General features: G+C 71.4%; 14 protein-coding genes and 2 pseudogenes. 12 read left to right on the top strand and 4 right to left on the bottom strand.

Annotation, left to right across the window (positions count from 1 at the left end):
- Nucleotides 1-179: 179 nt before the first annotated feature.
- Both ACIRFH_RS19010 and ACIRFH_RS19005 read left to right on the top strand, forming a co-directional pair.
- Entirely contained in the window at nucleotides 180-458 is a 279-nt protein-coding gene (locus ACIRFH_RS19010) for a hypothetical protein (protein WP_403521961.1), read from the top strand.
- Nucleotides 459-485: 27 nt separating this feature from the next.
- Nucleotides 486-908, top strand: a complete 423-nt coding sequence (locus ACIRFH_RS19005; RefSeq protein WP_403521959.1) for a MerR family transcriptional regulator — start codon at nucleotides 486-488, stop codon at nucleotides 906-908.
- Between the two features lie 309 nt (nucleotides 909-1,217).
- Here the strand turns inward: ACIRFH_RS19005 and ACIRFH_RS19000 are convergent, their stop codons facing one another.
- The 4 genes and pseudogenes from ACIRFH_RS19000 to ACIRFH_RS18985 all read right to left on the bottom strand — a co-directional run bounded on the left by ACIRFH_RS19000 (nucleotide 1,218) and on the right by ACIRFH_RS18985 (nucleotide 3,975).
- A complete protein-coding gene (locus ACIRFH_RS19000) occupies nucleotides 1,218-1,718 on the bottom strand; it encodes a GNAT family N-acetyltransferase (RefSeq protein WP_403521957.1) in 501 nt (166 codons plus the stop codon).
- A gap of 651 nt (nucleotides 1,719-2,369) precedes the next feature.
- Nucleotides 2,370-2,983 (bottom strand): annotated as a pseudogene (locus tag ACIRFH_RS18995) (integrase core domain-containing protein); the annotation flags it as partial.
- Nucleotides 2,920-3,114, bottom strand: a pseudogene (locus ACIRFH_RS18990) (class I SAM-dependent methyltransferase); the annotation flags it as partial. The pseudogenes ACIRFH_RS18990 and ACIRFH_RS18995, both read right to left, overlap by 64 nt.
- A gap of 255 nt (nucleotides 3,115-3,369) precedes the next feature.
- The gene (locus ACIRFH_RS18985) at nucleotides 3,370-3,975 is read right to left on the bottom strand and encodes a helix-turn-helix domain-containing protein (protein ID WP_403521955.1); all 606 of its coding nucleotides are present in this window, start codon (nucleotides 3,973-3,975) and stop codon (nucleotides 3,370-3,372) included.
- Nucleotides 3,976-4,065: 90 nt separating this feature from the next.
- Here ACIRFH_RS18985 and ACIRFH_RS18980 point away from each other — a divergent pair, with 90 nt between their 5' ends.
- From ACIRFH_RS18980 to ACIRFH_RS18935, 10 genes are all read left to right on the top strand, one after another.
- Entirely contained in the window at nucleotides 4,066-5,070 is a 1,005-nt protein-coding gene (locus ACIRFH_RS18980) for an NAD(P)/FAD-dependent oxidoreductase (protein ID WP_403521953.1), read from the top strand.
- 133 nt (nucleotides 5,071-5,203) lie between these two features.
- On the top strand, nucleotides 5,204-6,811 hold the full coding sequence (locus ACIRFH_RS18975) for an MFS transporter (RefSeq protein ID WP_403521951.1): 1,608 nt from the start codon (nucleotides 5,204-5,206) through the stop codon (nucleotides 6,809-6,811).
- A gap of 148 nt (nucleotides 6,812-6,959) precedes the next feature.
- Complete coding sequence (locus tag ACIRFH_RS18970) at nucleotides 6,960-7,328, top strand: thioredoxin family protein (RefSeq protein ID WP_403521950.1); 369 nt, start codon at nucleotides 6,960-6,962, stop codon at nucleotides 7,326-7,328.
- A 602-nt stretch (nucleotides 7,329-7,930) separates the two neighbouring features.
- A complete protein-coding gene (locus tag ACIRFH_RS18965) occupies nucleotides 7,931-8,587 on the top strand; it encodes a class I SAM-dependent methyltransferase (protein ID WP_403521948.1) in 657 nt (218 codons plus the stop codon).
- Nucleotides 8,588-8,701: 114 nt separating this feature from the next.
- Nucleotides 8,702-9,019 (top strand): gas vesicle protein GvpO, encoded by a 318-nt coding sequence (gene gvpO / locus ACIRFH_RS18960; RefSeq protein ID WP_403521946.1) that lies wholly within the window; start codon nucleotides 8,702-8,704, stop codon nucleotides 9,017-9,019.
- Between the two features lie 36 nt (nucleotides 9,020-9,055).
- Nucleotides 9,056-9,571 carry a gas vesicle structural protein GvpA gene (locus ACIRFH_RS18955; protein WP_403521944.1) on the top strand — a complete coding sequence of 172 codons (516 nt, stop codon included), beginning with the start codon at nucleotides 9,056-9,058 and terminating at the stop codon, nucleotides 9,569-9,571.
- Nucleotides 9,568-10,344, top strand: coding sequence for a GvpL/GvpF family gas vesicle protein (locus ACIRFH_RS18950; RefSeq protein ID WP_403521943.1), 777 nt, complete (start codon nucleotides 9,568-9,570; stop codon nucleotides 10,342-10,344). The genes ACIRFH_RS18955 and ACIRFH_RS18950 overlap by 4 nt, the downstream gene beginning before the upstream one ends.
- A 4-nt stretch (nucleotides 10,345-10,348) precedes the next feature.
- The gene (locus ACIRFH_RS18945) at nucleotides 10,349-10,627 is read left to right on the top strand and encodes a gas vesicle protein GvpG (protein WP_403521941.1); all 279 of its coding nucleotides are present in this window, start codon (nucleotides 10,349-10,351) and stop codon (nucleotides 10,625-10,627) included.
- Complete coding sequence (locus tag ACIRFH_RS18940; protein ID WP_403521939.1) at nucleotides 10,624-11,226, top strand: hypothetical protein; 603 nt, start codon at nucleotides 10,624-10,626, stop codon at nucleotides 11,224-11,226. Before ACIRFH_RS18945 ends, ACIRFH_RS18940 begins: the two co-directional genes overlap by 4 nt.
- On the top strand, nucleotides 11,223-12,143 hold the full coding sequence (locus ACIRFH_RS18935) for an SRPBCC family protein (RefSeq protein ID WP_403521937.1): 921 nt from the start codon (nucleotides 11,223-11,225) through the stop codon (nucleotides 12,141-12,143). The genes ACIRFH_RS18940 and ACIRFH_RS18935 overlap by 4 nt, the downstream gene beginning before the upstream one ends.
- Nucleotides 12,144-12,145 lie beyond the last annotated feature (2 nt).

The raw sequence follows: 12,145 nt of genomic DNA, 5'->3' as shown, positions 1-12,145 counted from the left end.
GTCGGTGAGGAGTGGCGCGCGTTCGTCACGCGTGAGGTCCACACCGGGAAGTTTCCACCGAAAGTGCCGCCGCTCCTGACCACCGCCATCGGTCGGACCGGTATGGGGAAGTCAGGCAGGCCGCCGCTGTGGTCCACGTCCAGGTGGGGCAGGATGATGTGACGCACGTCGGACGGTGCATGGCCGAGCCTGGCGATCTGCCGGACGGCCGTCTCCTCCTCGTCGAGCACGGGTGGTGCGATCTCGGCCCGCTCGGCGCCGAGCGTGCCGCCCGGGTCCCGGACGTCGCCGAGGCCCAGTCCGGTCTCGACCAGGACCAAGCCGTCGGCGTCGGTCTCGACCAGCAGGCGGTGGTTCACGGCAGGTGTGGGCTGCGGGCCGTCGTAGGCGGCTTCGATCGTCCGAACCGATCCGCAGTTCAGGTGATGGGCCTTCACGACGACTGGGCTGCGACTTGAACCGCGATTCACGTCAAGGAAGCGTCGATGGACGAATCGCTGCTGGACATCGCCGAGGTCGCACACCGCTCCGGGCTGACGGCCTCGGCCCTGCGGTTCTACGAGAAGAAGGGCCTGACCGCCCCGGCGGGCCGCAACGGCCTCCGCCGTACCTACCACCCGGACATCCTGGAACGCCCGGGGCTGATCACGTGCGCGCGCAGCGCCGGATTCCCGGCCGCCGAGATCGGTCGGTTTCTTACGGCGCGGCCGTCCGACGCGGACCTGCGTTTCCGTACGGCCGCCAAGGCGCGTGACCCCGACGAGCGGACCGGCCGCCTCACGCGGCTCCGCGACAGCCTCCGGCACGCGGCGGTCTGCGACCACGAGCCGATCGTCGACTGCCCCGACTTCAAGCGGGCCGTCGGCAATGTGTCCGCATCGGCACTTACGCCGGACGAGCCCTCCTGAAGGGAGTTCGCCCATCGGTTCTGGACCGAGAACCGTCTCTGACATGTCCTCAACGGCAATGACCTGTCCGGACTCGAGTCCCAGGAACACGACTGCTTGCGTCACTACGCGCCGCCCGGGAGCCGACAGCTTCTGCCCGGCTCGCTTCGGCACCCTCGCGACCAGGGCGTCCGCGCGGAACTTCCCGGCGCCGGGGCTCCACCCGCGCGGACCGGCCCGCCGTCCGGCCCATCAGGACCTCGAACGCCTCCTGCCGGTGGGCAGGGTCTGCGCTGTGCCCTGCGGCCAGCCCATCAGCAAGATCACGCTCTACGGCTGGACCTCCAGGTCACGCTGATACCAGGTGCCCGCCTTACCGCCGAGATCGGCCGGGGCGGCCGGGCCGACCGGGACGAACCCGGCCTTGGTCAACACCTTCTGGGACGCGGCGTTGTCGTGGGAGGCAGCCGCCCTCAGTGTGCGCAGCCCGTGCCGCGCCACCGCGATCCGGCACAGCTCCAGGACAAACCGGGTCGCCACGCCGTGGCCGGCGACCTGCTGCGCGACCCGGTAGCCGAGTCCGGCGGTGCCGTCCTCGAGGTCGTACAGATTGAACCGGCCCAGAACCGAGTCGTCATCAGCGACGAGCACGTAGAAGGCGCAGATACCGGCCTCCTGCTCGGCCAGCAAGGCGCTGTACCGGTCGGTGAACCGGTCGAAGAACTCGTCGCCGCGGTCGGGGACCGAGGCGGCGAAGTAGGCGCGGTTCGCCAGCTCGAACGCCAGAACCGCCGGGGCATGGTCGGCATGCAGCCGTTTCAAATCGGGCACCGCCCGACTCTATTCGGATGGTGCGCTGAGGCCACCTGAATTTCCGCCGGCGGCAGACAGCCCCGAGACCAGGGCACACAACGGTCTCCGGCTGGAGGATCATCCGTGCAGGGCATGCCGGGGCGAAGACCGCCGAGATGACGTCCGCCGGCGCGGACCGGGCCCAAGACGTGATCCGCACCTTCGACACCGACGGCTTCGACTCGCTCCGTCCGAAGTACGAGGACGGCCGGCCGAGAACCTCCGGCCTCCCGGAGCGCCGGGAGATCAAGAAGATCGCAAGTCCAGGCCGGCCGAGCACGACCTGCCGTTTCGACCTGGAGCCTGGCCAAGCCGGCCGGCTCCCCGGCCGCCGAGGGGTGGTCGACGACATCAGCCACGAGGGCCTGCGGCTCCTGACTGAACCGCGTCGAGGCCCGGTTCGCCACCCTGCGCTGTTCCGCACCGGACGGCACCGGCCGTGCCGGCCACAAGGAGCAGGGCAGCATGATCCGCCGCTGCCTCACCTGGCGGAACAGACATGCCGCCGACGAACGGCTCCGCGAGGTGGTCAACAGGGCGGACGATGCCTGACACGGCATCAGTGATCATCGTCGGCGACGGTGTGCGGGGCGCGGACTCCACCCCGGTCGAGTGCAGACCGTCGAGCGTGTATTGGCCTGCAGCGTCGTTTACTCGACTGACGGGTGGCTGCCCGTCGAGCGCGGTGTGGCACCGGTGGTAGTTGTAGGTGCGGAGGAAGTCCGCCAGGGCTTCAGTGCGCTCGGTGTTGCTGGAGCAGGGGCGTACGTCAGCTCCGTTCGTCGAGGAGGGGGCGATGTGGCCGCTCCGCTTTTCCGTTCGTCCGTGGCCGGTATGGCCGGGTGCGTTTGTGGATGACGCCGGCCGCGCTCAGCGTCCGGGCGAACAGTCCGGACCGGTGGCAAGAGCCGTTGATCCGTGAGAACACGCTCGACGGTGATGCCGTGCGCGGTGCAGAAGGCGTTCGCTCGGCGCCAGAAAGCGGCGGCGGTCTCCTTGCGTTCGTCCGTGAGGACCTCGCTGTGGGCAAGCCGGGAGTGGTCGTCGATGGCGGTGTGGATGAAGCTGTGACCGATCACGGGGCTGCCACTCTTGCGCGCACCGGTGGTGGCCTGCCGAGGTCGGGCCAGTTGGCGCTGTCGAGGTCGGCCTGCACGGTCCGTACGCGCCCCTCGACCCCGCGGGCGCACGCCTTCTCGCACAGGAGCTGAAGGTGCCCGGCCGAGGTGTCGACGGCGGTGACGTGTGCGTCGGGGAAGCGTTCGAGGAGCGCGAAGGCGCCCGCGCCGGTGCCGCAGCCCGGGTCCACGATCTGGCGCGGCTCACTCTTCAGCGGCAGCCAGGCGGTGATCGACGCTATGTGCGCGGCGAGCATCTCGGCATCCAGATCGAGGATCTCCGCCTGGTCGGCAACACCATGCTCGTGGTGGCCATCATGACCGTGGTCGGGGTGGTGGCCGCCTTCGCCGCGGTGGAGGGTGTGCTGGTGCGCTTGGGTCATGGCCTCACCGCAAACCGGCCATGCGTTTGCCGCGCGAGTACTTGCGAAACGCGCGAGAAGGTGGCTTGCCGCGCTGCCCGCCACGCAAGATCGCCCACCCCGCCGGGGGTCTCGGCCGGCGACAGCCCGCTATTCGCAGGGGCCCTGGACGCCTCCGAAGTCGGCTTCGGCGCCGACGTCTTTCTGGTGGCCGCGGCGGGCGTCGCGGTCGAAGATGCCCATGATCTCGCACGGTCCGCCCTCGGCGCCGATGGCGTGCGGCATCATGGTGGGGAACTCGGCGGCCTGGTTGGTCTCGATGCGAAAGCGCCGGTGGCCGAGCATGAGGATGGCGGTGCCGGACAGCACGACGAGCCATTCGCGGCCGGGGTGGGCGCGCATGCGGGCCGGGCTGTCGGGCGGCGGGTCGGTCATCCGCTGTCGCATCACACTCATGCCGGGGTCGCCCTTTACGGGCCAGCGCATCAGTCCGTGAGCGCCGTCGATCATCGGGCTGATGACGACGTCGTCGGCGGCGTTCTCCACGAGCTGGTCCAACGTGGTGTCCAGTGCGCGGGCGAGGGTGACCAGCTGATCCAGGGCGAGGCGGCGCTGACCGTTCTCGATGCGGCTCAGCGAGGACTGGCTGAGGTGGGCGCGGGAGGCCAGTTCCTCCAGGGACCAGCCCTGCGCGACGCGCAGCGCGCGGATCCGTTTGCGTACGAGGCTGTCCAGCTGCCCATCTTCTTGCGTCATAGGCAACATGGTATGCCCTTGATGCAAAGCGGGCTTAACGTCGGACACCGATGGTCCGGCACGGGGCCAGGTACGACGAAGGGGCACGACATGTCTGCGCAGACCTCCTCCTACGAGAGCGACGCACTGCCCACCGAGACCGTGGATGCGGTGGTGATCGGCGGCGGCGCCGCGGGGCTGAACGGCGCGCTGATACTGGCCCGCTCCCGCCGCCCGTTCGTCGTGATCGACAGCGGCACCCCGCGCAACGCCCCCGCCACCGCCGTGCACGGCTTCATCGTCCTCGACGGTGCCCCGCCCCCCGAGATCCTCAAGCGCGGACGCCGACAGGTACGCGAGTACGGCGGCCGGATCGTCTTCGGGGAAGTGGCCGCGGCCGAACCTGCCGCCCCCTCGGCGGACGGTGACCTGCGGTTCGCCATCACCCTGGCCGAGGGCCGCACGCTGACGGCGCGCCGGGTACTGGTGGCCACCGGCCTGCGCGACGTGCTGCCCGAGGTGCCCGGCCTGGCCGAGCACTGGGGCCGCAGCGTGGTGCACTGCCCCTACTGCCACGGTTATGAGGTGCGCGACGAGCGCATCGGCATCCTCGCCACCGGCCCGGCCTCCGTCCACCACGCCTGGCTGTTCCGCCAACTGACCGACGACCTCGTCTACTTCACCCGCGGCACCGAACTGGACGCGGACACCCGCGCCCGCTTCGCCGCCCGCAACATCCGCATCGTCGAGACCGACGTCAAGGAAGTCGTCAATGGCGACGACGCCCTCGCAGGCGTCCGCCTGACCGACGACACCTTCGTGGAGCGGCGGGTCCTGGCTGTCGCCACGCGGACGCAGGCCCGCACCGAGGGCCTGGACGGCCTGGAGCTGCCCATGGAGGACCTGCCCGACGACATGGGCCGCCGCTTCGCCTCCGCCATGGCCGGCACCACCGAGATCCCGGGCGTGTGGGTGGCCGGCAACGCCACCGGCCTCACCGCCCGGGTCGGCGCCTCCGCCGCGGCCGGCGCCCTGGCCGGCGCCCACATCAACGCCCTGCTGGCCACCGCGGACACCGACGCCGTGCTCGCCGCCACGCAGAAGGCCACCGGCTGACACACGAGCTCCGCTGTCGAAGCACCGCGCGACCGCCACCCGGCAGCCGCGCGGTGAGCAAGTCCCCATCTCATCACCTTGGCGACCGGCCCTGTCCCGGCGCTGATCCTGCATGCCCTTTTGGAGGGAAACCATGAGTACCAATCAGCCTCCCCAGGCAACAGACACGCGAGGAGAGGGAACGCCGGATGCGCGTCAGCTGCGCTCGATCCTGATCGCTGTCTCGATCGCGCTGATGGCTGTCATCGCCTCGGTGTCCGGGCTGAACGTCGCCCAGACCCACATGGCGGTCGAGTGGGGCGCCTCGCAGACCACCGTCCTGTGGATCATCAACATCTACACCCTCGCCCTGGCCGCACTGCTGCTGCCGCTCGGTGCGCTCGGTGACCGTCTGGGCCGCAAGCCCATGCTGATCACCGGACTGGTCGTCTTCGGTGCCGCCAGCGTCGTCGCCGGCCTGGCCCCGTCGGCCGCGGTGATGATCGGCGCCCGCGTGGCCGCAGGCGTCAGCGCCGCCATGATCATGCCGGTCACCCTGGCCGTCATCACCTCCACCTTCCCCGTGGCAGAGCGCGGCAAGGCGATCGGCGTGTGGACCGGTGTCGCCGGAGGCGGCGGCGTCCTGGGCATGTTCCTGTCCGCCCTGCTGGTCGACGTCGCCGACTGGCGCTGGCTGTTCGTCCTGCCCGTGGTCCTGGTCGCCGTCGCGCTGGCGATGACGCTGAAGTCGGTGCCCAACTCCCGCGAACGCTCGGCCCATTCCTTCGACACCATCGGTGCACTCGTCTCCACGCTCGCCGTGATCGGTCTCATCTTCGTCCTGCAGGAAGGCCCCGAGCGCGGCTGGACCGACTCCGTCACCCTGATCAGCCTGGCCGTCGGCGTCGTCGCCGCCGTCGCGTTCGTGGCCTGGGAGCTGCGCCGCCGCGACGCCTCACTGCTGGACGTACGCCTGTTCCGCGAGCGTGGTCTGGCCTCCGGCTCGATCACCCTGCTGGTCGTCTTCGGTGTCCAGGCCGGTATCGCCGTCGTTCTCTTCCCGTTCTTCCAGGCCGTGCTGGGCTGGTCCGGTCTGCTGTCCACGGTGGCGATGATGCCGATGGCCGTCATGATGATGACGACCTCGAACCTGGCCCCCAAGATGGCCGCCAAGATCGGCGCCCGCTCCACCATGACCGTGGGCGTCGCACTGGCCACCCTCGGCCTCGCGCTGATGGCGCTGTTCGTGTCCGTCGACGGCGGCTACCTGTCCATCCTGGCCGGCATGCTCGCCATGGGCATCGGCATGGGTCTGTCGATGACACCCTCCACCGAGGCCATCACCAGCTCCCTGCCCCGTGCCGAGCAAGGCGTCGCCTCCGCGCTCAACGACGTCACCCGCGAGTTCGGCACCGCCCTCGGTGTCGCCTTGCTCGGCGCGCTCCTGGCCACCGGCTACCGCAATGCCATCGACACAAAGCTCGACAGCATCCCCACCGGTGCCGCGGACACCGCGCGCGAAGGCATCGCCAACGCCATCGAGGTCGCACCCAAGACCGGCGGCCACGCCCAGGACCTGATCCACGCCGCACAGCAGTCCTTCGTCGACGGCTGGCAGCGGGCCATGTGGATCGGCACCGCCGTGATGGGTCTCCTACTGGTCTACGTCGCCCTGCGCGGCCCGAAGCACATCACCCCCGCCGAAGCCGACGAGGAGGCGCCCTTGCAGGCTGGGGCCGCGGAGAGCGTCGCCGCCCGCTGACCTCGCAGGACCTGCCTTGCAGACGGCGTACGAACGCCGTCACGTGGCAGCCGGCCGTCGGGCGTACTTCGAGGTCGCAGTGTGCCCGACGGCCCACGCAGCCCCCGGGCGCAACCCATCACCCCCATCACATGCAGGAGAAGCACTCATGAGCACCGTCGAGCTGACCGCGGACAACTTCAACGAGGTCATCTCCGGAAACGACTGTGCGATCATCGATTTCCGGGCCGAATGGTGCGGCCCGCGCCGCAAGTTCGGACCCGTCTTCGAGCGAGTCCCGGACAAGCACGAGGGCGTCATATCCGCCAAGGTCGACACCGAGGCACAGCGAGAACCGGCGCAGGCATGCGCGATCACGTCGATCCCCACGTTCATGATCGTTCGCGAGCGGGTCGCCATCTTCCGTCAGGCCGGCGCCCTGCCGGAGGCTGGACTCGACGACCTCATCGACCAGGCCCGCCGCCTCGTCATGGACAAAGTGCGCGCTTCCAGCACCACAGCAGACACGATTCAGTAGCGCACCATCCCAGGCCATCAGAACCTGCTCCGTGCCAACAAGGCTTGTGGTCGGTACCGCAGGCCGCGGTCATGGTGAACCTCCACCCGGGCGAAACGGGCGCCCAGGACGACGACATGGCGGCCGCCGTCCAGACGGCGATCTGCGAGGGCCGCTCTTCGAGTGCGCGCTGACGGGCTCGTGCACGGCAGGCCTCGGGACGCCGAGAACTTCGGTGTGGCCCGGGTTCACGTCTGCCGCGCCGGGTGCAGGTCCACGGCCTGCTGGTGGGACAGCTGATCGACGGCGGTATGTCCTCGGCGGTCCCGCCGGTCAGCCCCGCTCGCCCAGAACGAGCGCCTCGACCTGCTCCGTCGGCTCCTCACCGACGACGCCCTCGGCTACCGCCAGGTCACCACAGCCCGCCTCACGCCCGAGGCCGGAGGCGCCTGGAGCCGCTGTGCCCCGGCGACCACACCATCACCAACGGGTCGGGTTCCACGGGAACCGGCGGCGGTCGGATACGAGAGCCCACCGGTATCGGCCCCGAGGGACCCTTGTCGGTGGCTCTCACGGGGTGGAACGATGAGGTCGGCACCGGCTCGGCCCATTGGAGGGACCCCGTGACCAACGGACAGCAGCGGTCGCCTGCCGCCACCGTGTTCGACGCGCTGGGCGCCGATTACGAGAAGGCGTTCGCCGGGTCGCCGGCACACCGCCGGTCGCTGGAGTGGCTGCTCGGGCGGCTGGCGCCGGGCAGCCGGGTGCTGGACGTGGGCAGCGGGACCGGGCGGCCCACGGCCGACACCCTCGCGGGCGCCGGTCACCGGGTCGTGGGCGTCGACGTCTCCCCCGTCATGGTGGACCTGGCGATGCGGCAGGTGCCGGCCGCCTCCTTCCGGTGCGCCGACATCCGTGACGTACCGCTCGCGGACGGTTCGTTCGACGCGGTCTGCGTGTACTTCGCGCTGCTCCAGCTGGACCGGCGGGAGCAGACGGACGTCGTGCGGCGCCTCGCGCGGGCGCTGACCCCGGCGGGGCACATGGTCCTGGCCACCGTTCCGCTGGACGTGGAGGGCGTCGACGCCGCCTTCATGGGGCAGCCCGTGCGCGTGACCAGCTTCAGCGCGCCGGGTTTCGTCGCCGTGGCCGAGGGCGCGGGCCTGGAGGTCCTGGAGCGTCAGGAGCTGCTGTTCACCCCGGCCCACCCGGACGCCGGACCCGAACCGCACCTCTTCCTGCACTGCCGGCGCCGGACCGCCGTGACGCCCGACGTCTGATCCCCACGCCGTCGGCGCCTCCTGGCGTCACCCCGCGGTGAGCGCGGGCCCACCCGTGCCCGGATGGGGTAACTGCGGACGCGCGGACCGGGACCCGCGGCCAGAGTGGGCTGCATGACAGAACCTGGCGATCGGCGGCGCGGCACGACGTCCACGGCCACGCGCGAGCGGGCCGTGCGGGGCGCCCGGGACGCCGCCCAGCGCGCCGCGGACTCCCTGTCCGAGCTGATCCGGCACCGCCTGGAGGGGGTCTCCGCGGTGTGCCGGAGCGAGGACGACGGCTGGATCGTCAACGTGGACGTGCTGGAGGTGGCGCGCATCCCGGACACCACCAGCCTGCTCGCCACCTACGAGGTCGAACTGGACGCGGCGGGCGAGCTGCTGCGGTACCGCCGGGTCGCCCGCTACCGGCGCGGTGCCCAGGACCAGTGACCGGGCCCGTGAGCCCGCCCCCGGAAGGACCACCGCATGATCACCTATGACGACGAGGTCGTCTGCGCGCCCCGCGCCGGAACGCTCTACGACGTCCTGGAACTCATCCTCGACCGCGGGATGGTGATCGACGTCTTCGTGCGCGTCTCCCTGGTCGGCATCGAGATCCTCAAGGTGGACGCCCGCATCGTGGTCGCGAGCGTCGACACGTACCTGCGGTTCGCGGAGGCCTGCAACCGCCTGGACCTGGAGCACGACGCACGGTCCAAGACCGTCCCCGAGCTGTTCGGCGGGCCGGTCTCCAAGACCGTCGGCAGGGCGGCCGCCAAGCGGGGCACGCGCTCCCTGACCGACAAGGTGCGGGACATCCTCACGCCCGAGGAACCGGAGCCGGAGGAGGAAAAGGAGGAGCCCCTCCCCCGCCGCGCCGGCTCCCCCGGCAGCGAGCGCGAGACGCAGCGGCCCCGGAGCCGTCCGGCGGGGCGTTCCCGCGGTGACGACGACCGCCCGCGCAGCCGACCGCGCCGACGCACGGGAACGGAGGAGGAATGACCGTGTCCGCCACACCCCCCGCCCCCACCACCGCCGTCGCGGAGGCCGGGGCGGCCCTGTACGTCTACGGCATCGCCCCCGCCGGGGTCCGCACGCCCGGCTCCCCGGGGGTCGGCGGTGCCCCGGTACGGCTGCTCACCGAGTCCGGCCTGTGCGCGGCGGTCTCGGCCACGCCCCCGCGACTGCGGCCCCGGCGCCGCGACCTGATGGCCCATCAGGCGGTGCTGGACGAACTGGCCGCGCAGGGACCCCTGCTGCCCATGCGGTTCGCGGTCCTCAGTCCCCGTCCGGACGTCCTGCTCTGCCGGCTGCGCTCCGATGCCGCCCGCCTGACACGGCAGCTCGACGGCGTCCGGGGGTGCGTCGAGCTCAACGTCAAGGGGACGGTCGTACCCGATGGCTTCGCCGACCTGGTGCGCCGGGACGAGAAGCTGCGGGCCCTGGCGCTGCGGACGCGGCGCCGACCGGACTACGAGGCCAACGTCCGGCTCGGCGAGGCGATCGCCCGGGCCGTCCGCCGCGAGGCACGGCACGCGGCCCAGGAGGTCCTCGACCGGCTGGCCCCGCTCGCCGTGCGCACCGTGAAAGGCCCGACCGACGACGAGCGGGTGCTGAGCGCGTCGTTCCTGCTGCGCTCCGCCGACGAACCCCGGTTCCGGCAGGCGGTGGACGCGTGCGCCCGTGACCGCGGGGACCGTCTGGCGCTCAGTGTGACCGGGCCCCTGCCCTGCTACAGCTTCGTCGACCCGGCTCCCGCGCCGGCCGGGCGGTGACGCGGTGGGCATCGTGAGCGGTCTCCTGCTGCTGCCCCTGGCCCCGGTGCGGGGCACGGCGTGGATCGCCGACCACCTGCTCCAGGAAGCCCGGCGCCAGACCCATGACCCGCGCGCCGTCCAGGCCCGTCTGGCCGCGCTCAACCGGGCCCTGGACGAGGGCGCCATCGACGAGGCGGCCTTCGAACGGGAGGAGGAGCGCCTGCTCACCCTCCTCGACCGCCCGGTCCGGCCCACCGGCCGCACCACCACCACGGATCCAGCGCAGGGAAGGCACGTATGAGCGACAGCAGGGCGGCCCTGGCGGCGGCCATGGCGGGCGGATATCTCCTCGGCCGTACACGGAAGGCCAAGCTGGCCTTCGCGGTCGGCTCCTACCTGGCGGGCCGGCGCCTCGGGCTCTCCCCCGCCCAGGTGCTGTCCCAGGGGCTGGGCAGACTGCAGCTGACACCGCAGTTCCAGGAGTTGTCGGACCAGGTGCGCGGCGAGCTGCTGACCGCCGGACGCGTGGCCGTCACCGCGGCGGCGAACCGCCGGCTCACCGGCCTCGCGGACACGCTCCGCGACCGCACCGACGCGCTCACCGGCGCGGGCCGGCGGGACGACCGGGACGAGGAACCGGACGACGAGTACGACGACGCGCCGGACGAGGCCGGCTACTTCGACGACGAGGAACGGGAGGAGGACCGCGAGCCCGCCCCCGCACCACCGCGGAAGGCGCCCCCGCGCACGGCCGCGTCCGGCGGGAAACCACCGGCGAAGAAGACGACCGCGAAGAAGACGACCGCGAAGAAGACCGCCGTGAAGAAGACGGCCCCGGAGAAGACCGCCGCCAAGAAGGCCGTACCGTCGGGGGACCGGCGGGGAGGTGGCCGAGGATGAGCCCCACCGGACAGGGGAACGGCGCCCCGTCCCCCCTGGGCGACGTGAAGGACGCTCTCGGCGGCTACCTCTCCGCCGCCGGGCACAGCCTCGCGGGCAGGGCGGGTGAGCGGATCGGAGGTCTGACCGACCGCCTGACCGACTCCGCGGGCGGCGGCCCTGGCTCGGGCGGGCGCGGCTCGGGAGGGCGCGGGCGCGGGTCCCGGGGCAGCGTCAAGGCGACGCACATCATGGAGACCGTCGACATCGGCGTCCCCCTGCGCACCGTCTACGACCAGTGGACCCGGCTCCAGGACTTCAGCTCCTTCACCAAGGGCGTCCGCAGCGTCAGCCCCCATGACGAGGTCACCTCCGACTGGAACGTCAAGGTGGGTCCTTCCAGCCGCAGTTGGAAGGCGACCGTGCAGGAGCAGGTCCCCGACGAACGGATCGTGTGGACCTCCGAGGGGGCCAAGGGCAGCACACGCGGCGCGGTCACCTTCCACGAGCTGGCGCCCCGGCTGACCCGCGTCGTCGTGGTCGTCGAGTACTACCCGGCGGGTTTCTTCGAGAAGACCGGCAACCTCTGGCGCGCCCAGGGGCGCCGGTTGCGGCTGGACCTGAAGCACTTCGCGCGGCACGTGACCCTCATGGGAGACGAGGAGGTGGAGGGCTGGCGCGGTGAGATCCGCGACGGCGAGGTCGTCCGGAGTCACGAGGAGGCGCTGGAGGAGGAGAACTCCGGCGGCGCCGAGCACGACGACACCGAGTACGAGGACGACGAGGGCGGTCCCGGCCCCGACTACGAGGACGAAGAAGAAGACGAGGACGGTGCCGAGTACGAGGACGAGGAAGGTGAGGACGACGAGGAGACCGAGGACGACGAGGACGACGAGGACGCGTACGACGACGACGAACGTGCCCGCCCGTATCGCTGACG

The organism is Streptomyces sp. NPDC093586 (assembly GCF_044764905.1).
Taxonomy (GTDB): domain Bacteria; phylum Actinomycetota; class Actinomycetes; order Streptomycetales; family Streptomycetaceae; genus Streptomyces.
Note: the sequence above shows the minus strand (reverse complement) of the source record. Positions and strands in the feature narration are given on the sequence as shown.